The following is a 23,935-nucleotide window of genomic DNA, read 5'->3' as shown; positions in this document are numbered from 1 at the left end:
GAACCGGGCGAAGAACACGGCGGATTTCAAGGTCGTCACGTCAGGGAACAACACCGGCCAGGTCCGGCAAGGCGGCGTGCAGCACCCGCTCGGGCGTCGCTTCCGCACGGGAAAACTCCGCGGTCTGACGGCCCTCGCACATCACCATCACGCGATCCGCGAGCGTGAGCACCTCGGGCAGCTCCGACGACACCACGATCAGGCCGAGACCGAGCCGCGCGAGTTCGTCGATGAAGGCATAGATTTCGCGCTTTGCATTCACGTCGATCCCGCGCGTCGGTTCGTCGAGCAGCAGGATCTTGGGCCCCGTCGCCAGCCACTTCGCGAGAATCACTTTCTGCTGATTCCCGCCCGAGAGATTCACGATCGCCTCGGTCAGCGACGGCGTCTTCACGCGGAATCGCTCCACGTAGGGCGTTACATAGCCGGCCTCGCGGGTCTCGCTGATGAAGCCGCCGCGCAGCGTGCGGTCGAGACTGGCGAGGCTCGCATTGGCCACGACACTCATCGACAGCACCAGGCCGTCGCGTTTGCGGTCTTCCGGCGCCAGCGCAAGTCCGGCGGCGATGGCGTCGGCTGGCTCCGTAAACGTCACCGGCTGGCCGGCCACGAACACGCGCCCGGTCATCCGGTCCGCATGCACGCCGAACAGCGTCTCCAGTAATTCAGTACGCCCCGCGCCCACGAGCCCGAACACGCCGAGCACCTCGCCCTGGCGGAGCGTGAACGAGACGTTTTCCACCAGCATCGCCCGGCCTGCGCCGGCGCCGGGCAGCGACACGCCTTCGGCGCGAAGCAGCTCGGTGGAGACGATCGGAACGGCGGTCGTCGACCCACGGGGAACGCCGCTGATTCGGGCGTCGACGACCGCCGCCCCGATCGTTTCACGCCCGGCCATCATCCGGACGATGGTGTCGCGATTCAACTCGGAGAACGGCGCCGCCCCCACGACCCGCCCGTCGCGCATCACCGTCACCTCGTCGCAAATGTGCACCAGCTCCTCGAACTTGTGCGTGATGTAGACGAGGCCGACGCCGCGCTTCTTCAGCTCAGCAATGACGCCAAACAAGACCGTGACCTCGTGCGACGAGAGCGACGACGTGGGCTCGTCGAGAATGAGCACACGGGCATCGGCCGACAGCGCCCGGCCGATTTCCACCAACTGCTGCTGCCCGACGCGCAGATCCGCGATCAACGCCTGCGGCGCCACCGCGAGATCGAGTCGCGAGAGAATGCCGGCCGCGTCGGCGTTGAGCCGGCGATAATCGATCAAGCCCGCTCGCGTGCGGGGCTCGCGGCCGAGAAACATGTTTTCCGCGACCGACAGGTGCGGGATGAGATTCAGCTCCTGAAAAACGATGCCGATGCCCGCGGCCAGCGCGGCGCGGGGGTGCGGGAAGCTGACCGCGCGGCCCTCGAGTCGCAGCGTGCCGGCGTCGGGTGGAAACACGCCGGCGAGGATGTTCATCAGCGTGGACTTGCCCGCGCCGTTTTCGCCGAGCAAGGCAAGGAGCCGGCCGCGTCTTACCTGCAACGATACGCCATCGAGCGCGCGCACGCCGGGAAAGGATTTGGAGACGCCTTCCGCGGCGAGAAGGATGTCGGCGGCGTCGGGCATCAGCGCACCTCGGCCTGGACGGGAACGATCACGAGCAACGGCTCACCCGCGTCGGGCGCGCTTTCCGGCGCCTCGGCGCAACCGACGAACTGCACGGTCGCGCCGACAACCGCCTTGTCGCGCAGCGCCGGCAGCACCTTCCGCTCGACGAGCTGGTTGAGCTCGGCCGAGAGCGCGTTGAACTCCTGCAGGCCGGGAAACGCGTTCACATCGAGCAGACCGCAGCCGTCACGGACGGTGTTGCCGAAGATCGGGCCGATGCGCAGCGCGACGATTTCCTTCGTGCCCGCCACCGCAATGTGCACGGCGTTGCGCTCGCGCGCGACCACCGTGCCACTGCCACGCACAAAAAAATACGCGGTGCCCAGGCCGGCGGCGTGGCCGAACCGCGTCCGGGCGTTCGCCGCGTCGTCGCGCAGCGATGCCGCCAACGGCGCGAGTTCGCGCGCGCGTGACGCCGCAGCCGGCAGCTCCGATTGCCAGAACTTCGCCGCCGCCGCGACCGGATCGAACGCAGCCGGCGCAGTGGCGTCCGGCGCGACCGACGTCGCGGACTTGAGACGCACGACGTGAAACAGCGGGAAAGCCCACATCAGAGCGGCGAACGCCACGGCCACGCCGAAAATCAGTCCGAGCTTCGGGCCGCGTTTTTTTGCGCCGCCGTTCCACGGTGGAGCGGCGACTCCGCCGCTCGTGTCACTTCCGGCCATAGTCACCGAATTTTTTCACGTTGGCCCTGGTCACGAGTTCCACCGCGACCGGCGTCCGCTGCGGGAATTTGCGTTCGCCCTTGATGTACTTGTCGGCGTTCTCCGCCGCGGTGCGCGCCATCACTTTCGGGAACTGCATCACGGTCGCGGCGATTTTTCCCTCGGCCACGGCCTTCACGACGTCGTCGGCACCGTCGAAACCAAAGACCTTCACCTTGCCCGCCTTCCCTGCGGCGAGCAGCGCCTGGTACGCACCCATCGCCATCGCGTCGTTGCCGCAGAAGACGGCATCGACATCGGGATTGCGCTGCAGCAACGCCTCGAGGACCTCGAGCGCCTTGCTGCGATCGAACTCCGCGCTCTGCTGCGCCACCATCTTCAGGCCGGGAAAGCGATCGACCACGGAATGAAAACCCTTGGAGCGATTCCAGGTGTTCGTGTCGGCGACGATGCCGAGCAGCTCGATGTATTTCCCCGTCTCGCCAATCTGCTCGACGAAGTACTGGCCGAGCGCGACGCAGCCCGAGTAGTTGTCGGAGAGAATCTGCGACGTCGCCGCATCGTTGGCCTCGATCTCGCGGTCCATGCAGAACACCGGGACGCCCGCGGCCCTCGCGCGACGGACATTGGCGACGGAGCCCTTGGCATCGGTGCAGTTGAAGAGCACCGCGCGATAACCGGAGGAGATCAGGTTGTCGAAGTGCTGCGACTCCTTCGCCGGATCGTTCTGCGAATCGAAGATCGTCGCCTCGTAACCGAGTTCGCGCGCCCGATCGCGCGCGGTCTCGGCGAGGACGACGAACCAGGGATTGTTCAGCGTGGACACGACCACGGCAATGCGACGACCCGCGGCGGGCTTGGTCTCGGCCGCGGCGGCCGCGGGAGCAAATGAAGCGAAGGAGAACGCGAGCAGGCTGGCGCCCGCGAGGGTGCGGATAAAACGGCGGAGGGTCATCGGCGTGGGGGTTGCAGGGAGTGAGTATGTTTTTCCGGCGGCGATACAACGTCGCACTCGCTAAAACGAGCGAGGGCGACGGCACGACATGGGATCAAACGGGCTTGGATCTTACCGCAGCCATGAGCGTCAGCAGGGCGCTCGAACGCCATCATGCCGGCGTTCGCAGCCACGGCGAAAGGAAGCGGCCGGCTGGAGCTGCACGGTGACATCAGAACCGCGCGGCCAGCGTGAGCGTAAGCGCGCTGCCGCCACCGGTGCCGGTGCGAATCGCGCGACCGATCTGGCTGCCGCCTTCGCGCGCCTCGGTGATGTTGCGACCGGCGAGCGAGAGCGTGTACCGCGGGGAGAACGCATAACGGACTTCACCTTCGTAGGTGAGCCGTTCGTCGCTCTGCTCCTGCGGACGACCCGTGACGTTGCGCGGAATGTCGTTCACGAAGTTGGCGCGGAGCGAGAGGAACCACTTGCCGTCGGGCGTCGAGTAGGCAAAGCCGAGGTTCCACAGCTCCGGGGCGAGATTGGGCAGCTGGTTGTAGACCGTGCTGGCCGCGCCGGCGACAAACGTGCCTTCCGTCGTGTAGAGCTTCGTGTAGTTGCCGAACACCTCGAGCTTGTTCAGCCAGCGCGGGAGGAAAGCCAGCTTGTAGCGGCCGCTCAATTCGAAGCCCTCGATCTTGGCGCGGCCGAGATTGGACGACGTGGACGCCGTGTAGCCGATCAGGTCGGAGCCGAGATCGAGCTCGGGGATCGCGGAGACCAGCGTGAAGGAGTTGTTGACGATGTAGTCGTCGATGTCCTTGCGGAACCACGCCGCGGTGAACGAGCTCGTGCCGCTCGGATACCACTCGATGCTGGCATCGAGGTTCTTCGCGCGCTGCGGGAGCAGCTCCGTGTTGGCGACGGACACCGTGCGTGATGCATCATTGATGCTGATACCGGGCAGGATGCTGCCGAAGTTCGGGCGGCCGATCGCCTCGGTGTAACTTGCACGCGCCTGCCACTGCCGGTTCGCGTGCCAGGTGAGGTGCAGGTACTTGAACGGATCCGGCGTGTAGTCCGTCGCCGCCTTCGTGCGCGAGAGGCGCGCAATGTGATAGGCGAGCGAGTTGACCACGAGACCGGCGGCGAGCGCGTTGTTCTGGCGGGCGCCCTCGCCCTCGACCTCGGTGCGCTCCACGCGGGCGCCGGCAAGCACGTCGAGCCGACCGAACTTGACGTTGGCCATCGCGTAGCCGGCGGTGATCGTCTCGGTGATCCGCTGGTTGTTGCGGAACGCGACGTCGTAGGAATTCCCGACATTCTCGACGAACGCCTGGGGCGCCTGGCTGTACAGCTTGGCGAGCTGGAACGGACTGATCCACGCATTCGGCGAGCGCTCGCCGAACCAGAGTTTCGGCGTGTAACTCTGCTCGGCAAACTGCTGCATCACGGCCTGCGTGGTGTCGTCGGCCGTGCCCACGATACCGTCCGGGCCGGCATAACTCCACTGGCGGCTGGGATTCTGACGCGAACGCTCCTGCTCCTGAAACGCCGCGCCGGCCTCGAGGTAAAACGGATTGGGGCCGGAAAAATCGCGCCGCACCCGGCCCTTGGCCGCGAGGATCCGGTCCACGGAGCTGCGGTTGCCGACGGTGATGGAGTTGGCGACGGGCTGATAGTTGCCGTTGCCCAGATTGTAGACATCGGCGCCCGCGGTCTGCGTGATCCGCGTGGCCACGGCGCTGGCGGGATTTTTCTCGAGAATGTAACCGACGCCGGAGTTGCGCAGTGTGACGCCGCCGAACATCCACGGCAGGTAATCGTAGCGATTGGTGGCGCGGGAGACGGAACCGTCGTACTCGATCGTCCAGGCATCGAAGCGGTGTTTCACCCCGGGATTGATGCTCCAGGCGTCGCTCTGTTTGTTGCCGAACGACATGTTCTGTTCCGAATTGCCGTTGGTCGTCTCGAGGCGCTGCGGCGTCGCGCTGCCGACGATTGCGCCCGCGTTGAGGCGGAGAAACCGGTTGCGGAATTCGTAGTAGTGATCCGTCAGCGTGGTGCGCAGAAAGGCGGTGGTGGTGTCACTCGCCTTGAAATCGAGATTGAGCGAACCGCCGCTGCGCCGGGTGAAGTTCTGGTGATCTTCGCGCTGATACTGACTCACGTAGGCGGCCGGATTGGTCAGCGTGTACGGCGCGGGCGCGGCCGGCAGCGGCGCGAGATAGGTGTAGGTGTTGTAGGCGGTGCCACCGTAGCCGTTCACGTTGACCTGACTGAGGCTGAGCACGACGCCGACGCGGTGGTCGAGGAAGGAGTCCGAGTAGGTGAACGAACCGCCGGGGTGAATCTTGCGCTCGGGCTTGTCGTTGGGGCCCGACGTTTTTCCGAGGCTGAGATTGTCGGAATTGCCGGTGAGGTTGAAGGTCGCGTTGACGCGCCGTCCCTTCTGCAGAAACGCGCTGCGGGTCACCAGGTTCACGGTGCCGCCGATGGAATTGGCGGGCAGCCAGGGCACCGTGGCCTTGTAGACTTCCATGCTCTCGATGTTGTCGATCGTCGTCTGATCGAACTCAAACGTGCGGTTGGTCGCGGAGCTCGACGCCGACGCGGCCTGGTTGCCGTTGATCATGATCAGATTCAGATTCGGCTCCATGCCGCGCACCATCAGGCCGCGGGGCTCGACGCCCGTATAGTCCATCTGGATTCCGGGCATCAGCTTCAGGAACTCGCCGGGGTTGGCATCGGAGACGACGCCGAAGGCATCGGCCGAGACCACCGTGCGCTGCGACTCCGCGTTTTTCTGCTGCTGGATCGCGTAGGCGTTGCCCTCGGGTTCGGACGCCACGCGAAACTCGGAGAGGCGGACAACATCGCTCTTCAACGCCACGCTGGCGGTGGTCACGCCACCCGACGCGACCGCCACGGCAACCGTGGCGTCCTCGAGACCCGCATAACCCACCTGGATTTTCTGCGCGCCCGCCGGTACGCCCGGCAGGCGGAACGAACCATCGGCCGCCGTGAGCGTCGACTGTCCGGTGCCCACGAGCGTCACCGTGGCGCGCTCGAGCACCTTCCGCGTTGCTTCGTTGCTCACGGTTCCCACCACGGTGCCGGTGCCGCCGGCCTGCGCGCGGACCGCCGCCGGCAGAACGGACAGGAGCAAGGCGGCGGTGAGGAGGGCGGACGTCCGGACAAGCACGCGCATGACGACGCGGAAGCGAGGAGGATGGAACACATTCATGATCGACGGAGGGGTTGAGTCGCAGGGACGCGGAACCGAAGGCGAAGCTTCGGCCCGCATGAAGCGACCGTAGCACATCTTTTTGCTAGCAGTCTTCCGCGTTTCTGGATTTCTCTGCCAGTATCCTAAGATGCCCGACCATGGCCGCGAAGATCTCCCCGCTTTCGTTTGATCCCAACCGGCCGGACTTCGCCCCGTACGGCCTGACCTGCGTGCACTGGCGTCCGTCGCCGATGCGGCGGCCCGATCACCACAACGAGGTGGAGCTGAACTTCCTCGAGTCGGGCACGGTCACTTACCTGCTCGGCGGCACGAAGACCGTCGTGGAGGCGGGAAAGCTCAGCGTATTCTGGGCGGCGATACCGCACCAGATCATCGACTATGGCGACGAGACGGCGTACTACGTCGCGACGATTCCGCTGCAGTGTTTCCTGCAGTGGCGGCTGCCGGAGCATTTCGTGCAGCCCTTGATGCAGGGGCGGCTCGTCAGCGAAGCGTCGACCGACCGCACGGCGTCGGACGCGCAGCTCTTCGAACACTGGGAGGGAGATCTGTTGAAAAAAACTCCGGAGCTCGAGCGCCCGGTGTTGCTGGAGATGCAGGCCCGCCTCATCCGGCTGGCGCTCAACCTGCCGGTGCGGCCGAAAGCGCGGCCGAAGCGGAATCGCCTCACCACCATCACCGACACCGGGCTGAACAAGGTCGAGGAGATCGCGTGCTTCATCGCGCAGAACTACACCGAGCGGCTGACGGTCCAGCAGATTGGAAAGTTCGCCAACCTCCATCCGAACTATGCGATGAACCTGTTTCAAAAGACCTTCGGGACAACGCTGATCAACTACCTGACCCAGCATCGCGTCTCCCACGCGCAACGCCTGCTCGCGACCACCGATCACTCGGTGACCGACATCGCCTTTCAGTCGGGCTTCCTCTCGATCAGCCGCTTCAACGATGCGTTCCGCCGTGCGTGCGGGTGCTCGCCGCGCGAATACCGGAAGTCACACGAATGGACGGACGGCGCGGTGCCGGCATCGCGTTGACGCCTTTCCGCACGGGCGGCCGCCGGACTGAATGCGAGGGCTGCCAGGCTGGGATGGCGTCGTTAACGACCCACTCCGTCCGCCCGCCCTCGTCGCGGCGAGCATGAGCAGCGGACCCGGTGCGAGGGATTTCATTACGATCCCGGCAGTATTGGCCACGGGACGGGTAGAATCCCCGGGAAGGTTGCACTAGACTGCATGGCATTCCCCACCCCGGGAATCGCGGCGCTTCGGCTTCATCCCCGGACGTCGCGTCCCCTCGCAACCCCTCATGAATACTGACTCCCCTTGCCCTTCTGTGCGCGATCGTGGCCCGTCCGCGACGCCGCGTGCCCTCACCCGCCTTCTTGCTCCGGCGCTCCTGACGGCCATGTCATTCCTGGCCTGCGCTGAGTCCATGGCGGCGACACTGCAGGGCACCGTCGTGAATCAGAACACGAAACGCTTCCTCGAGCGCGCCACGGTGCAGCTGCAGGGCACGCCGTACCAGACTCTCACGGACAAGGACGGTGGGTTTCGTCTGCCGGGCCTGCCCGCCGGCACCTACACCGTGGTCGTGAACTACTCCGGACTGGATGAAGCCACGCAGACCGTGACGCTCACCGCCGACCAAACCCTCAGCTCGGAATTCGGACTCACTGCGAAGGAGGTGTACACCCTTGACAAGTTTGTCGTGAACACCGCCATCGAGGGCACCGCGTATGCGATCAACCAGCAGCGCCGGGCGGAGACGGCACGGAGCGTGACATCGATCGATGCCTTCATCGATCAGACCACCGGCAACCCCGGCGAATTCCTGAAGAACGTGGAGGGGATCCAGATGGATTACTCCAACAACGAGCCGCAATCGATCCGCATCCGCGGCATCGATCCGAACCTCACGATGGTGACGATGGACGGAAACGAGGTCGCCTCGGCCGCCTCCAGCGGCGCGAACCGCAACGTGCAGATCGACCAGCTGTCAATCGCCAGCATCGACAGCGTGGAAGTGTTCAAGGCCAACATTCCGTCGATGTCGGCCAACGCGATCGGCGGCGCGGTGAATTTCAACACCAAGAGCGCGTTCAGCCAGAAGGGCCGCCGGGCGTTCCTGCAGGTTGGCGTGAACATGGACTCGAACGACTTCAACCTCGACAAGACCCCTGGCCCGGGCAACGGGACCGTCGCCGAGCGCCGCGTGTATCCGGTTTATCGTTTCGAGTACTCCGACTCGTTTCTCCGCAACCGGGTCGGCGTGGTCTTTTCCTTCGGTCACGATTTGACGAATCAACTCGGGTCGAGCGCCGCGCAGAGTCTCGGCACCCCGACCGCCCTGCCCGGCCAGACCCTGCCGGCTCCGCCCACGCTCTACACGCTCAGCAATGTCGCGGTGCAGCGCAGCGGCCTGAACATCGCGCCCAACCGGCAGCTGCGCCTGCGCGATGACGTTTCGTTGAACACGGATTTCAAGTTCTCCGACTCCACGACGCTTTTCCTCAAGTCGACGCTGACGAAATACAAGAGCACCAACCGCAACCACCAGCTGAACCTGTCGACCGGCGCGTTCGCGCCCGGCTCGAATGTCGCGAGCTACACCACGACCGGAGCTACGGCCAGCCAGAGCATCAGCGTCTTCGACAAGTACACCTACTCGTGGCAGATCAATCCGGGTCTGAAGTACCGGGCCGGCAATTGGAAGGTCGACCTCGTCGGCGGCCTTTCGAAGTCGATCAACCATTACCGCAATCCGAACAACTTTGGCGGCCTCAGCACGAGCCTCACGGGCATCGGCTATTCGCTGACCACGCCGCTGAACCACATCCAACCCTCGTCGCTTGTCCAGAACAGCGGGGCGGATTTCTACGATCTCAACAGCTACGCGCCGTCCCAGGGCAATCTGCTCGCCAACCGCGAGCATCGCGCAGGTGACGCCGGCTTCGTTTCGAACAACAACCGCAACACGGCGAACACGAAATGGTCGGGCCGGCTCGACGTGCAGCGCGATTTCCAAGGCAGCATTCCGTTCTACCTCAAGGCCGGCCTCGCCTACAACGACACGGTCTTCAACAAGCACCAGGACCAGCAGCGCTGGTATTGGATGGGAGACGACGGCGTCGCCTCAGCCGATGACACCACCGCGGCCGGCGCGCGACTCGGCCGCTTTGCCGAACCGGTGCCCGTCACGATGCAGATCCCCGGCTGGAACATCCGTGAACCCGTGTACTTCAGCCCCAATGTGCTCTACAGCTACTGGCGGGCAAATCCGCAGGTGCTGCAGGAGAATCTCGCGTACGCCGCACAGCAGGCGGTGCAGGGACGCCAGTACGTGAATGAGAAAATCTCCGCCGGCTACGTCATGGGCGTTTTTGATTTTAAGCGGCTGAACGTCCTCGCCGGGCTGCGCAGCGAGAAAACTGACATCAAGGCCATCGGGTTCCGCGTCCTGCCGACGTCCGGCCCCAACTCGGTGCTGCCTCCGGGCGTCAATGCCACGTCGCTTGCCGGCATCCTCGCCACCTACCGCGCCCAGAAGACCAGTTCCAAGTACACGTCCGATCCCTTCCCGTACCTGCATCTCAAATACGAATGGCTCCCCGGCCTGCAGACCCGCGTGAGCTACACCGAGGGCATCGGCCGGCCCAATCTCTCGGCCGTGCTGCCCAGCCTGCAGCAGGACGACACGAACCGGATCATCAATTCGAACCGGGCGGGCCTGCTGCCCCAGCGTTCCAAGAATCTCGATGCCAGCATCGAGTATTACACGCGGACGGCGGGCCAGTGGACGGCCACGTGGTTCAGCCGCGACATCAAGGATTACATCACGTCGCAGACGGTGGCGATGACGCCCGCACTGCTGACGGAGCTGTCCCTCGGCCAGGAGTTCGCCTCCTACCAGCTCACGACCCAGCAGAATATCGGCAGCGCCAAGTGGAGCGGATACGAGCTGAGCTTCCGCCAGTCGCTCCGCGAGTGGGCCTTCATTCCAAAATCGCTCCACGGCGTTTCGGTGTGGGCCAACTACACCAAGGTGGCCAAGATGGAGGGCGATTTCGGCTCCGCGGCCATCGCCGCCGGCACCTCACCCAAGATCACGCAGCTGGCCAACACCGTGCCCCAACTGGCCAACGCGGGCATCAGCTACCGCACCCCGAACGGAAAACTATTCGTGCACCTCTCGCAAAACTACATGGCGCCGAAGACCACGGTGAATCTGCCGGCAGTCAACGCAGCCGCGCAACTCGCCCCGCGGCTGGAATCGTACCGTTTCTGGAATCTCGAAGCCAGTTATCGGCTGACGGATAAAATCCGTCTGACGGGCACGGGGCGCAATCTCGGTTCCGAGCGGCAGCGCACGACACAGATGGGCGTGGTCAACAACGAGGCGCAGCACACGGGCATCGCGTGGCTGTTTGCGGCCAAGTACGATCTCTGAGGCCGACCACTCAACCGGGGGGAGGGAGGAAGGGTTTTATCTATGGGACCGCGACCGCCCCCGGTCGCTCTTCACCAAAGGCGACCGAGGGCGGTCGCGGTCCAACTGATCCCTCCCAACGATCCCTCCAACCAATCCGCCTCACCTCAGCTCCACCGTCAGCCGCTGCAAGCCGGGCGCACGCCCGGCTTCTTTTCCATCGATCAGAATCTTTAGTCCCGCGCCGCGGCCGAAACGCTTTCCGTCCCGATCCCACAGGATGGTCAGCGTGCGGCCGTGATAGCGCACATCGTCGAGGCCGAACCAGTCCCACGCATCCGCCGGCAGCAGCGGATGAACTTCGACCGTATCATCCGCGCGGGGACGCAGACCGACCACGCCACCAATCACGAGATCCGCGAACGTGGAGTGATTGTACCAACGGCTGCGCGGATGATCGCCCTTGAGCCACGCGCCGGTCTTCTCGTCGAGGTACTCGCCGATGTAAGGTTTGCCGTTCATGCGGTGACTCCGGACGTAGGCGCGAAACGACTCGAAATAGTCCCGCGCCGTCACGCTCTCCTGCGGATAGTCACGCAACACGTGCCCGAGCGCCGTGAGCGTCTGCGAGGTCGCAAACGGCCACACCGCCCCATCCCACTCGCACGTGCCGACGCCGTGGGATCGAAACTGGAGATGACGCCGCTCCGCCGTCGTGATACCGAACGGCGCGCGGAAGCCGGCGTCGTCCGCGAACTGCCGCCACGCGCGCTCATAGCCGCGACCCGGCTCGGGCAGGTGAAAGTACCACGGAATGAAGCCGATTGCCTCGCGCACGTTGGCGAGCCCGCCCGCTTCGAGCCGCACTTCAAAGAACGCGTCCTGCTCGTTCCACAAGGTGGCCTGTACCTGCCGGCGCAGCGCATCCGCCTTGGCGTCGAATTCGGTGGCGACAGCCGACTGTGACGCGAGCCGTGCGATCGCGGCGATCGCGCGGGCGTTGCCGTACATGTAGCTGTTGATGGTCGGACGCAGGTTCTTCTTCGTGCGCGAACCGCTGATCGATTCCTCCATCGCGTCGCGCACGTCGTATTGCCAGAAGAGGCCCGTAGCCTCCCCGGGACCGCGACCGCCCCCGGTCGCTTCCGTTGAAATGCGACCGGGGGCGGTCGCGGTCCCGGGGATACCAGTCCCGGGGATACGAGGACCAGGGATACCACTCCCAGGGACACGCTTTTCGATCTCCCACTGGCGGTAGTCGGCCACGAGGTCGTCGAGCAACGCGACGACAAACGCGCGATCGTGCGTGACCTTGAAACGCTGATACAGCGCGTCGGCGAGCCACTGGCTGTAAGCGTGCAGCCGCGCGTGCGGCTTGCCGCCATTGCTGCGCAGCCACCAGCGCACGTAGTCGTCGTGCAACGCGCGATCGTGCAGCCAGCGGCCTTCCATCAGGTGATGCCCGAGCGCACTACTGACCGGCTCGGCACGATTGATGAACTCGGTGAAAACGTGGCTGCCATCCGGCGCGCGGCGGAGATGTTTCCGCAGCGCCCACCAGCGAAAGAAATAGATCTCCTCCACGTCGGCGTCGGGACAGCTGAAGAGCGGAACGTTGGCCTCCAGCCAGCGCGCGGCGTCGGCATTGGGCACGACGTTGACGATGGGCTCGTCCTCCATCGCGTTGAAATGCGCGACGTGCCGGCGCAGGGCGTCGGGCGTGAGGACGGCGGGCGCGGCAGCGAGAGCGGTCGCCGTCGCCACGACCAATCCACTGAGAAACAGTTTCCGGCGGCGGTCGCTAAGAATGGCTTTGGGGAACGGTCTCATGTAGGCGGGGTGTCCCCACCCCGCAACGGCGTGAGATCACAGGCACGCTGCGGGGTGGTCCCGCCGACGCGGGACCGCCCACAGGCTTGGCAGATGTCAATCGACGTCACGCCTTAGAACGTGCCGCGCACGCCGAGCGAATACTGTGCGCCGTAGTCCTCGTAGTTGGTCAGCGTGGACCAGCGCGGCACGCCGGGGCCCGAGACTTCCCACTGCGTGGGCTCGTTGGTGAGGTTGCGGCCGGCGAAGAAGACCGAGAAGCGCCGCGTGACTTGGTACTCGACGTTGCCGTCAAGCTGGTAGCGCGCGCGGATGTATTCGTTGGCCCCGGGAAACTGGTTGGCGGTGTCACGGAGCATCCGGCCGCGCCAGTTCAGCAGCACGTTGCCGGAGATTTTTGCGAAGCTGTAGCGCATCCCGAGGTTGCGGGAGCGCGGGATGTACCGACGCCAGTCGCGCGAGGTGATGCGCGTGCCGTGGAGATCGAGGTGGGTGAAGTTCGCCATCAGCGTGAAGTGCTTCGCAACGTCGCCGACCATCGCGGACGGCACCCACTCCGTGAAATTCGCCAGCGGCAGGTCGGCGCGCGTCTCCCAGCCGGTGATCCGGGCGTCGGCCACGTTGATCGGGCGGGTGTACTGGTAACCGAGCGCGTCGTTCGACACGCCCAACTGGGCCAGCAGCGCCGCGTCGGCGATCGCGCTCTCCGTGCTGAAGAAATCGCGGATGTCCTTCCGGTACCAGTTGAACATCAGCAGCCCGTTTCGCGGGAGATAATACTCGATCGAGTAATCGTAATTCTTCGCGCGCCACGGTTTCAGCGCGATGTTCGCACCGGTGATGAAACCCGGGACGTTGCCGCTGGTGTTGCCGGGCACGCCGAAGTTCACGTTCTCGCCGACGAACAGGTTCGGCACGATGTCCGACAGGTTCGGCCGGCCGATGGTCTTCGCGAACGCCGCGCGCAGCTGGAGATTGTTCGTGAGGTTGAACGTCGCGTGCGCGCTCGGATGATAGTAGTGGTAGTCGCGCGCGTTGTAGTAACCGCGGTAGCGATACAGCACCGCGTTGTAGGCGCCTGAGCCCACCGGCAGCAGTTCCGGGCGGACGACGAAGGCGCCGTTCGTCTTGATGGGATTGCCCTGCGCATCCTTCACCAGCACGGCATCCGCGTCCTGGTTGAAGCCGCGACCTTCGTCCTCGGTGCCTTCGTACCGCACGCCGCCAACAAGCCGCAGCCGGTTCTGGAAGAACTTGGTGTCGGCCATCACGTAGCCCGACGTGATCGTCTCGTGCAGCCACGGCGACCGAATCGCCGCGTTGCGCACGGTGTCGCCCCCTTGCGTCGGGCCATAGAGGAACGAACGCGGATTGTTCTTCCACGCCTCAAAGATCCGAAACGTATCCGGCCACTCCGGCGCCGCGCGGCCGAAGCCGGGACTGACGCCGCGATCCGCCGTCGACACGAAATTGGCCATGCCCTCGTCCCCGCTGTTCGCGATGCCGTCGGGCCCGACGTAGAGCCAGTTCACCGCGGTGTAGTCGAGATCGCGGGTCATGTCGTTGACGCTTCCGCCGAACTTCACCGCGAGCGGCGTCTGCAGGACCGTGAGCTGCTTCGTGATGTTCACGCGCGCCTCCTTGATGACGTCGAACGCGTTCAACGGCATGCTGCCGACCTGCGTCAGGTTGTAGTTCGCGAGCTTGAGCTCGTCGATGCGGCCGCCAGCCGCGTTGAAGACCGAGGCCGCGCCAAAGCGGGCCTCGTCGTGCTGGATGTTCTCAAGATTGACGCGCGCCACGTTGGGCAGCGCGACGCTGACCGAGTTGAAGAACCCCTTAGCCGTGTCCCGCGTGCGGTTGTTCGAGTGCGACCAGCTGGCGGCGGTCTCGATCGTCCACTCGCGACCTGTGAACGTCCAGCCGCCGTTGATCGCGCGAGTGAGCGCGTGCCGGCTCTGGAAACTCGTGCTCAGGCCGGCCGAACCGCCGGTCGCCGCACCGAAGACGTTGTTCTGGTCGAAGCGGGTCGGCTGATTGCCGCCGACATTATAGTTGAGCGAGCGCGAACCGGATTGCTGGCGCGAGGCGTTGGCCTGGAGTTTCAGCTGCAGGACGTTTCGCGCCCAGGGCTTGAAGTCCATGGTGACCGCGCCCGACGTGCGATCCGAGCGGTTGTGGGCGAAGTTCGTGTTGACGTTCGTGGTGTACGGATTCGCGAGCGTCGCGCCGGCGCTGGTGAACCGGGCGCCCAGCACAGTGCGGTTCTGCAGGTAGAACTGGCTCGAGTGCTGCGCCGTCACGACGTAACCAAATTTCTTGTTCACCGGATCGACGAACTGGAGATCGAACGACGGCAGCACCTTGTAGGTCGAGTCGACAAAGGGCCCGGGGCTCTGGTCGAAGTCCATCGCCTTGGCGTTGGCCGAGAGATAGGCGGACACGCGCAGTTCGCGGCGGGGCCGCTCGAACGCGCTGCGGCTGACGAAATTCACCGCGCCGCCGAGGAGATTCGCGGACATGTCGGGCGTGGGCAGCTTGGTGACCTCGATGCGGGCGACGTTGTTGATGTTGGCGCCGTCGAGCACGAACTGACGGGAGGACGTCTGCGTATTCGCGATGATGGTACTCGCGATCTGGCCGCCATCGACGGTCACGTTGGTGTAGTTCGGGTCGAAGCCGCGAATCATGATGCCCGACGGCGTGTTGCCGTCCTTCACGTCGAGCGAAATGCCCGGCAGGAATTTCACGAACTCGCCGATGTTGCCCTGGTTGATTTCGCCGAAGGCATCGGTCGACACGACGTCCTTGCGGTTGGCCGCGAACCGCTGCTCGTTGATCGCGATCGCGGTGGCGTCGGTCTCGCGCTGGCTCTGCACCACGTACTGGTTCATGACCAGCGTGCCGTCCTTGTTGACGGCGCTGCCCGCCGGCGCACCGACCACGACATCGCGCGTCACCGCGCCGCCCGCCGGCACCGTGACGCTCACCGATTGCGACGTCACACCGGTGAAGAACACCTCCAGCGTCGCCGGGCCCGCCGGCAGATCGAGCAGGCGGTATTCGCCAAACGAATTCGTGAACACCTCGCGCGAGGTCCCAGCCACGCGCACCCTGGCGTTGTTCAGGAAGTTGCCGGTCGCAGCGCTTTGCACGCGGCCTTCGACGGTGCCAGTGCCGGCCGCCTGGCCGAACGCCACGAGCGCCGCGCCCAAACCGAGCAGGACGAGAACCAACGCGAAACAACGGCGCAGCGCGTGCAGGGCGCGTGGCACCGAGGGATCACCCCGGTGGAAACAAGACGAGTTCGATGGCATGGGCAGGGGTTGGGTGCTGACAGGAACCGCGGCCTTCGGATCGCGCAATCGCGAGGGTGGGAGTCGAGGCCGGCCGTTCGGGAGCAACGGCGGCGCGGAGTGTAGTTTAGACCCGGGGCCGATTCTGCCTGTTTTCTGGCGAATACTCCCGGGATACTAATACGGCGAGCCAACCGTGATGTCGCCGGTTGAACCGATTGCTCCGACCGTTGCAGCGCGGGGCGTTTTCTGTTCGCTGACCGCGCATGGCCCCACCTTCCGGATCCGCGCACGCATCGGCGCGGGCGTTCGCCGCGAGCCGCGCGCTGGCCGGCGGGTTGATCGTGGGCGCCGGGCTGGCCGCGTATTGCAACAGTTTTCCCGGGATCCTGGTTTTCGACGACATGTCCTCGGTCGTCGAGAATGCCACGATTCGTCAGCTGTGGCCGATCGGTCCGGCGCTCTCGCCGCCGATCGAGGCGGGCGTGGGCGGCCGGCCATTCGCCAATCTGACGCTGGCGTTCAACCACGCGATCAGCGGCACTCAACCGTGGAGCTACCATGCCTTGAACGTCGCGATTCATCTCGCCGCGGCGCTCGGGCTCTACGGCGTGGTGCACCGCACCCTCGACGCTCCCACGTGGCGGCGGCGGTGGGAGACACCGTCGCGTCCGCTCGCGCTGGCCGTCGCGGTGCTGTGGGCGGTGCATCCTCTGCAGACGGCGGTGGTCAACTACATCGCGCAGCGCACCGAGGCGCTGATGGCGCTGTGCGCGTTGGTGACCCTCTACGCGTTCATTCGCGGCACCGCGCCGGTCGCGCGCGGTTGGCGCGTCCTTGCCGTCCTCGCGTGCGGCGCCGGCATGGCGAGCAAGGAGACGATGGCGGTCGTGCCGCTGCTCGTCATGCTCTACGATCGCGCTTTCCTCAGCGGAACGTTCCGCGCGGCGTGGCGCGCCCATCGCGGACTCCACCTCGCGCTCGCGAGCACCTGGCTGGTGCTGGGCGCACTCATGGCGCAATCGCACCTCGCGGAACGCGGCGTCGGCTTTGGCCTTGGCGTGTCGGCGTTCGATTACGCGGTGACGCAAGGTCAGGCCGTCACGCACTATCTCCGCCTCGCCTTCTGGCCCGCGCCCCTGGTGTTCGACCACGGCTGGGCGTTTCAACGCGACCTTGCGGCTGCCACGCCGCACCTGCTCGCAGTCGCGCTGCTGTTGATCGCCACCGCCGCGGCCTGCTGGCGCCGACCGGCGTGGGGTTTCGCCGGGGCCTGGGTCGTCCTCCTGCTCGCGCCCAGCTCCAGCGTGATTCCCATCGTGCAACAACCGATCGCCGAAAGCCGGATGTATCTGCCACTGGCGGGCATCGTCGCGGTGGCGACCCTCTCACTGTGGCATGCACTCCGGCAGCGGTCCCTTTTCGCCCTCGGCTTGCTGGTGCTCGTCGGTGGCGCGCTCACGGCGGCCACCGTTCAGCGCAACCGGGACTACCGCGACGAGATCGCGCTCTGGTCCGACACGGTGCGCAAACGGCCGGAGAACGCGCGGGCCCACGGCAACCTCGCCGCGGCGTACCTGCGGGCCGGACGCCCGCGCGAGGCGATCGCGTCGAGCGCCACCGCCCTGACCCTGCGGCCGGACTACGCTGAAGCGCGGCACAATCTCGGGACGGCGTTGCTCCGCTCCGGCGATGCCGCCGGAGCCGTCGAGGCGCTCCGGGCCGCGGCCGCCCTTCGTCCTGAATTCGCCGATACGCACTACAACCTCGGGGCCGCGCTGGCGCAGGCGGGACGCCAGGCCGAGGCGGTGACCGCACTGGAAAACGCCGTGCGCCTGAATCCCGTGCACGCGCTGGCGCACAACAATCTCGGCGTCGTGCTGCTGACGCTCGGGCGCATCGACGAGGCGATCGCGCATGACCGCGCGGCGCTGCGACTCAACCCCGCGTTCGCCGAGGCCCACTACAATTTGGGCAACGCGCTCGCCCGGACAGCCGACCTGACGGGTGCGCGGGCGGCGTACGAAACCGCGTTGCGTGCGCAGCCGGTGTTTCCGAAAGCGCACAACAATCTCGGCGCGCTCCTGCTGCGGAGCGGACGCCGCGACGAGGCCGTCACGCATTTCGAAGCCGCACTCCTGCAGGCTCCGGACTACGCCGAGGCGCGACGCAATCTGACGATCGCACGCGAGCGTTAGCGGCCACGGCTTCGGCGGGCGCGACCGCCCGCTCGCCAGGATGACGTCAAGACGGCGGCCGACGTGCAGCGCGGGCGACAGCAGGGGATGGCGACGGAGACGCGCAGCCAAGACGCAAGAATGTTACATTTCTGCCGGAATGTGACACACGGCGTACTTGAATCAGGCTGCGACCGTGGCATGGTGGCCTCCAACCCCGCGTGGCGCCTTCGGTGCGCGACGTTTTTCAGTCTGTCTTGCTCCTCCCACTCGCTGTCGCGACGGCGCGCCGCCGGAATTTTCCGACGCAATCCGTGACGCGGCGTTTGTATCCGCGTTCCAGATTCGCGACCACCTCATTCGAGACCTCAGCCCTACACGCCGCCAGCCGGGCCAAGCGGGATGTTCGCCGGCACGTTCCGCGGCCACGTTTTTCCGAGAATATTTCGCCACCCATCGTCGTCCCAACCGCCCGCGTCCGCTCTCTCACTCCCCGCCGCTTCAACGCCCGTGTCAGCCTCGTCTACCCGACCATGAGAACCACCCCGCTCGTCGCTGCCGTCGTCGGCCTCCTCGGTGTCATCACCGTCACCGTTTCCGCCCAACCCAAAGTCGAAGAGGTTGTCCTCGGCCCCTACAATCCGAGTCGGGAATCACCCACGTTCAGCAAGGACGGCCTGCACATGGCGGTCACGGTGCCCAAAGGGAGCAAGTCCGTCATCATGGTCGACGGTGTCGAGGGCCCGCGCTTCGACAGCCGCGTCAATCAGATTGTCTTTTCTCCCGAGGGAACGCGGCACGCGTATGTCGCGGTCTCTGGCACTGACGGCATTCTGGTACTTGACGGCAAGGAAGTCGCACGCGAGCCGCTGATGGACAACACGCCTCCGTTCTTCGAACTCGTATTCTCCCACGGCGGAAAGCGTTTTGCCTACCATCGCCACGAAAGGGAGACCAAGGGCGCGTACAAGTGGCTCGTGCTCGACGGCAAACAAGGCGACAAGGTCACCGCCATCCAGAATCTCGTGTTCAGTCCCGACGAAACGCGCTTCGCCTATCTTGCCGGTCACGAATCGGACACGGGCGGGCAGACTCTGGTCGTGGACGGCAGGAACGTTGGCAAGCAGGGCGTCGACCCACAGTTCTCACCCGACGGCAAGACCGTGGTGACCGTCGGGCACACGCCCACCGAAAGCGTACTGCTCATGAACGGCAAGGCCGGTTCTCGCGCCAAGAGCATCCGCAGCGTCCACATGTCGACCGGCGGAATCAACCTGCTGGTGCTGGGAAACAGGTCGCAGGGTGGGCAGGGCGTACCCGGCGAATACCTCGGCGCAAGCGGCAAGAAAATCGATGGCAGCGAGTGCCAGACGATCAAGTGGGTAAAGTTCAGCCCCGACGGCAAGCGCTACGCCGCCCTCTGCTCGTCCGGGCCGGGGATCGAGTATCTGATCGTCGACGGCAAGAAGGGTGAGCATTACCAAGGGATCACGGACTTCGAGTTTTCGCCTGATTCCTCCCGTTACACGTACATGGCGCGCGGTAACAGCGGCAGTTTTCGGATCGTGGACGGAGAAGAGTCGCAGGGCTACAACACCTACCAGGCATTCGCCTGGGGCGGCGGCGGCAAGCGCTTCGGGTACGTCGGTTACGGCAACATGATCAAAGAGGGCGACGTCGTGATCGACGGCAAGGCCACGAAATATCCCGGTCCCCGCAATGTCGGTTTCTCCGCCGACGGCAGCCGATCTGCGTTCGTCGGCGGCGATGCGTTTTTCGGCGCCCTGTACCTTGACGGCGCGGAACAAAAAGATGTCGGCGTGATCGCGCCGAGCAACGAACGAGCCTCGCTCTTCGCGTTCAGCTCGGACGGGAAATCGATCGCCCACTACGGCTTCGCCGGCAGCCGGGACAAACGCGGGCTCGTCGCGAACGGCCGGCTCCTGGCGGAATTTGCGCAGCTCTACACCGCGCCCCTCTTTACGCCGGACGGCCAGCACGTCTTCGCCATCGTCCAGAATCCCGGTGACGGCAAAAGCCACGCCGTGCTGGTGAACGGGAAAAGGGTGTTCACGCTCGACGCTCTGCCGTTCTCGAGCGCCGGGGGTGCAGTGTCCGTCTCTCCTTTCGCGATGGGCGCGGACGGCGTGTTCACCCTAATTGGCGCCAGTGGCGGTGAGTTCAAACGCTACCGGGTCACTGCCTCCGCGGACCACACCCTGGCCAAGGCCATCGCCGACGTCGAAGCCGCCGCGGCCAAAGCCATCGCCGACGCCGACGCCGCGAAGAAGAAAGCCGCGGACGACGCCGCCGCCCTCAAGAAAAAGCAGGAAGACGATCGCGCCGCCGCCGCCGCCAAAGCGAAGGCTGACGCCGACGCCCGCACCAAGGCGGCCGCCGATGCCGCCGCCAAGCGCAAAGCCGACGCGGCGAAGGCCGCCGCCGATCGCGCCGCGAAACAGAAGAAGTAATCACGCCCGACGCACACTTTCCCAACGACCATGAAAACGTTCTCCCCCGTCCTGACTCTTGCCGTCGCGTTCACGGCTTTTTCGCCAGCCGCCCTCCGGGCTGCCGAACCCAAAATCGAGGAAACCGTCGTGGGGCCGGCCAACGACGGCGGCAGTTACTTCGTCAGCAATAAACTGGCTCGCGTCGCTCACGTCGCAGCCAAGGGCACCCGGCTTGCCGTCGTCGTCGACGGCGTCGAAGGTCCCGTCATTGATGAGCTGATCGGCGGATCACCTTTCGCCACGTTCGCCCCGAACAAGGCGGCGAGCGTCTACAAGGCGAACCATACGTGGAAAGGGATTGCCGGCACGCCCAGCGCGGTGCTCTTCAGCGAGGACGGCAAACACTTCGCTTACATGGCGCGACAGGGCAGCGATTATATTGTCATCCACGACGGGAAGGAAATCGGACGCGGCCCGCGCCTCGCGCTCGGGCTGAATCAAAATCCGATCAGCCTGTCGCCCCAGGGAAAGTTCGTCACGTGGGGCGAAATGAAGACAGAGGCCAGCCGCGGCAGCTGGAAATTCTTCGTCAACGGCAAGGCGGGCCCAACGGCGGGCCATCAGGATTTTCCCATCGTCTACAGCGCGGACGAATCGCGCTACGCCTACACGGCCGCCACCGTCGAGGACTACAAGAAGTCCGTGCTGGTCGTGGATGGAAAGGTCGCGAGCTACAACGGCTACAACCCGCAGTTCACCGCTGACAGCAAGATTCTGCTCACGCAGGCACCGGGCAATGTCGTGCTCGTCGACGGCAAACCTCTCGGCGTCACCGGCATTCAGCTCGAAAAGATCACCCCTGCGCCCGTCGGCAGCCGGTTCGCGGTCATCGTCCGTAAACGCCCGATCAACTCCGAGGGCGTCGGCACGCTTTATCTCGACGGCAAGGAAGTCGCGGGCACCGACGGCGCAGTCGACATCTCGTTCAGCCCGGACGGCAAACGGTACGCCCTGCGCTGTCGGAACCCTGAGGCGAAGTCGTTCTTCATGATCATCGATGGAAAGAAGGGATCCGAGTATCAGAGTATCTGGGACAAGGTCTTCTGGACGCCCGATTCGTCGAAAGTGATCTACCACATCACGAGCGGCGGCCGTAATTTTGTCGTCGTCAACACGGAGGAGTTTCCCGTCCAAAGCGTGGCCGCACTCAACACCTCGCCGATCCCGATGCCCGCCAAAGGCAATCGCTACGCGTTCACCTCGGTCGACGGCACGAATCGCAACTTCCTCGTCGTGGTCGACGGCAAGCAAGTGCTGCCCCCGGGGATCGCGCCGGACGGCGCGTCATTCACCTTCAGCGCCGACGGCTCGCGCTACGCCTATGTGGCGCGTCCGGTCGGTCGCAACGAGATCATCGGCCTCGTCGTCGACGGCACGTTGAGCAACGAGCTCGCGGTCTCGGAATTTGGCGGGATGGGCTGGATGAATCCGGCCACGAACGTCCACTTCCAGTTCAGCGCCGACGGAAAGTACCTGGCGCGGATGGCCCGCAAACCCGACAACACGAACGCGGGCCTCTACCTCAACGACAAGCTGGTTTATCCAACGACCTACCGCGTCGCGCAGCTCACGTTTTCCCCGGACAGCAAGCACGTCGCCTGGGTGGCGGCCGAGAAATTTCCGGATCGGCCGCAGTTGTACTCCGTCGCCTACGTGGACGGATATCCCGTGGTGAAATTCAGCGGCGACAATTTCCAGAGCCTCTCGAATTCCTGGGAAATGGGCGCGGACGGCGTGCTGACGTTCATTGCCGCGGCGGGCGACGTCGTGAAGCGCTACCGCATCACGCCCGCGGCCGACATGGATATTGAAAAGGTGATCGGCGAATCGCAGCAACGGCAGGCCCGGGCGATCGCCGCCGCCGCCGCTGCCAAACTGAAAGCCGAGCAGGCCGCCGCCGCGGCAAAAACAAAAGCCGATGAGGAAAAGGCCGACGCGATGGCGAAAGCCAAGGCCGACGCCGACGAAAAGGCGGCCAAACGCAAAGCCGACCTCCAAGCCGCCGCCGAAGCCAAGGCGAAGGCCCGCGCCGACGCCGCTGCTGCCAAGGCCGCCGCCCGCCAGAAACAATAAGTCAACGCTCCCCGCTTCGCTCACTCCCATGAAAACGCCTGCACTTCTCGCCCCCGCCGTCGCGCTCCTCGCGTTCGTCGCCACCGTTGCGGCCCAGGACCTCACGCTGGCCGAACTGTCCCGCCGGCCCGAATTTCTGCCCGCCCAGGTCACGCTCAAGCAGCCCGTCAAACTGCAGGGGCGGCCCGCGATCAACGCCGGCCAGAAACTCACCGTCGTCTCCCTCCGCGGCACAAGTGTGGAAGTCGAGACGCCCGACGGCCGCAGCGTTTTCAACGTCAAGGCCGACGATACCGACCTCCTCGCATCCGCCCAGGGCACCTACCAGAAACTCACGCCCGAACAGCGGGCCCTGACGTACCCGTCGCTGCTGCAGCGCAAGGATCTCTGGCCGTACCGCGTGAAGCTCACGCAGCCCATGCGCCTCTCGGGCGGCGAGCTGAAGCCCGGCACCCCGGCAATTCTGGTGGGCATCGAAGGCAACGATCTCCTCCTCGTGAACGAGCAGGGCAAATTCCTCTTCACTGCCCCGCCGCGCGACACCGACCTGCTCGACTCCGCGCGCAAGCTGCTCGCGGACCCGAAGGCGTTTCCCGGGCGCGTCTTCTCGGATCTGCAGGGCAAGCTCATCAACCCGACGACCGGGGCGGCCGCTGCAATTGAAGGCGGCGAACCCAGCTACTTCGCCTTTTACCGGGGCGCCGGCTGGTGCGGTCCGTGCCGGCAATTTTCCCCGTCGCTGGTGAAGTTCTACAAGGAGGCGAAAGCCACGTATCCGAATTTCGAGATCGTCTTCATCAGCGGCGACAAGACGCCCGCCGAAATGGCAAAATACGCCAAGGAGATGGGGTTTGCCTGGGCGACTGTGCCTTCAGCGCGCCAGCCCGAGACGCAGATCGTGAACCGGTTTTTCACCAATCTCATTCCGCAGCTCGTCGTGACGGATCGCGCCGGCACCGTCGTGATCGACAGCGCCAAGATCGGCACCGACGCCGCGCTCAAGCAGTTCGCGGCCTTGCTGAAGAAGAAATAGAGTTCAGCGCGATCAATTTCTGAGATCGCCCGCGAAGCACACGAACTCCCGCAAATTCCAAAATTCATCCGCC

The 23,935-nt window shown here is 65.2% G+C and carries 12 protein-coding genes; 6 read left to right on the top strand and 6 right to left on the bottom strand.

All coding sequences use genetic code 11. The annotated features are described in order from the left end of the window. Positions 1 to 40: 40 nt before the first annotated feature. The 4 genes from ACLJEU_RS06190 to ACLJEU_RS06175 form a co-directional block, all read right to left on the bottom strand. Complete coding sequence (locus ACLJEU_RS06190) at positions 41 to 1,618, bottom strand: sugar ABC transporter ATP-binding protein (RefSeq protein WP_414663623.1); 1,578 nt, start codon at positions 1,616 to 1,618, stop codon at positions 41 to 43. Then, positions 1,618 to 2,328, bottom strand: coding sequence for a DUF2291 family protein (locus tag ACLJEU_RS06185; RefSeq protein ID WP_414663622.1), 711 nt, complete (start codon positions 2,326 to 2,328; stop codon positions 1,618 to 1,620). Before ACLJEU_RS06185 ends, ACLJEU_RS06190 begins: the two co-directional genes overlap by 1 nt. After that, positions 2,315 to 3,283, bottom strand: coding sequence for a D-ribose ABC transporter substrate-binding protein (locus ACLJEU_RS06180; RefSeq protein WP_414663621.1), 969 nt, complete (start codon positions 3,281 to 3,283; stop codon positions 2,315 to 2,317). Before ACLJEU_RS06180 ends, ACLJEU_RS06185 begins: the two co-directional genes overlap by 14 nt. A 211-nt stretch (positions 3,284 to 3,494) precedes the next feature. Further along, the gene (locus ACLJEU_RS06175) at positions 3,495 to 6,473 is read right to left on the bottom strand and encodes a TonB-dependent receptor (RefSeq protein ID WP_414663620.1); all 2,979 of its coding nucleotides are present in this window, start codon (positions 6,471 to 6,473) and stop codon (positions 3,495 to 3,497) included. A 176-nt stretch (positions 6,474 to 6,649) separates the two neighbouring features. Here ACLJEU_RS06175 and ACLJEU_RS06170 point away from each other — a divergent pair, with 176 nt between their 5' ends. Then, positions 6,650 to 7,549, top strand: coding sequence for a helix-turn-helix domain-containing protein (locus ACLJEU_RS06170; RefSeq protein ID WP_414663619.1), 900 nt, complete (start codon positions 6,650 to 6,652; stop codon positions 7,547 to 7,549). A 370-nt stretch (positions 7,550 to 7,919) separates the two neighbouring features. Then, positions 7,920 to 10,961, top strand: coding sequence for a TonB-dependent receptor (locus tag ACLJEU_RS06165; RefSeq protein ID WP_414663618.1), 3,042 nt, complete (start codon positions 7,920 to 7,922; stop codon positions 10,959 to 10,961). 141 nt (positions 10,962 to 11,102) lie between these two features. Here the strand turns inward: ACLJEU_RS06165 and ACLJEU_RS06160 are convergent, their stop codons facing one another. Beyond that, on the bottom strand, positions 11,103 to 12,770 hold the full coding sequence (locus ACLJEU_RS06160; RefSeq protein ID WP_414663617.1) for an MGH1-like glycoside hydrolase domain-containing protein: 1,668 nt from the start codon (positions 12,768 to 12,770) through the stop codon (positions 11,103 to 11,105). A gap of 113 nt (positions 12,771 to 12,883) precedes the next feature. Then, positions 12,884 to 16,045, bottom strand: a complete 3,162-nt coding sequence (locus ACLJEU_RS06155) for a TonB-dependent receptor (protein WP_414663616.1) — start codon at positions 16,043 to 16,045, stop codon at positions 12,884 to 12,886. 287 nt (positions 16,046 to 16,332) lie between these two features. Here ACLJEU_RS06155 and ACLJEU_RS06150 point away from each other — a divergent pair, with 287 nt between their 5' ends. The 4 genes from ACLJEU_RS06150 to ACLJEU_RS06135 all read left to right on the top strand — a co-directional run bounded on the left by ACLJEU_RS06150 (position 16,333) and on the right by ACLJEU_RS06135 (position 23,862). Then, the gene (locus ACLJEU_RS06150) at positions 16,333 to 18,264 is read left to right on the top strand and encodes a tetratricopeptide repeat protein (RefSeq protein WP_414663615.1); all 1,932 of its coding nucleotides are present in this window, start codon (positions 16,333 to 16,335) and stop codon (positions 18,262 to 18,264) included. Between the two features lie 512 nt (positions 18,265 to 18,776). After that, positions 18,777 to 20,714, top strand: a complete 1,938-nt coding sequence (locus ACLJEU_RS06145; protein ID WP_414663614.1) for a WD40 repeat domain-containing protein — start codon at positions 18,777 to 18,779, stop codon at positions 20,712 to 20,714. 30 nt (positions 20,715 to 20,744) lie between these two features. Then, positions 20,745 to 22,829: a TolB family protein gene (locus ACLJEU_RS06140; RefSeq protein WP_414663613.1), complete on the top strand. Its 2,085-nt coding sequence runs from the start codon at positions 20,745 to 20,747 to the stop codon at positions 22,827 to 22,829. 28 nt (positions 22,830 to 22,857) lie between these two features. Further along, entirely contained in the window at positions 22,858 to 23,862 is a 1,005-nt protein-coding gene (locus ACLJEU_RS06135; protein ID WP_414663612.1) for a thioredoxin-like domain-containing protein, read from the top strand. Positions 23,863 to 23,935: the final 73 nt, after the last annotated feature.

Source organism: Terrisphaera buseokensis (assembly GCF_047521145.2).
GTDB lineage: Bacteria > Verrucomicrobiota > Verrucomicrobiia > Opitutales > Opitutaceae > ER46.
The sequence above is the reverse complement of the archived record's forward strand: the minus strand, read 5'-3'. Positions and strand labels throughout refer to the sequence as shown.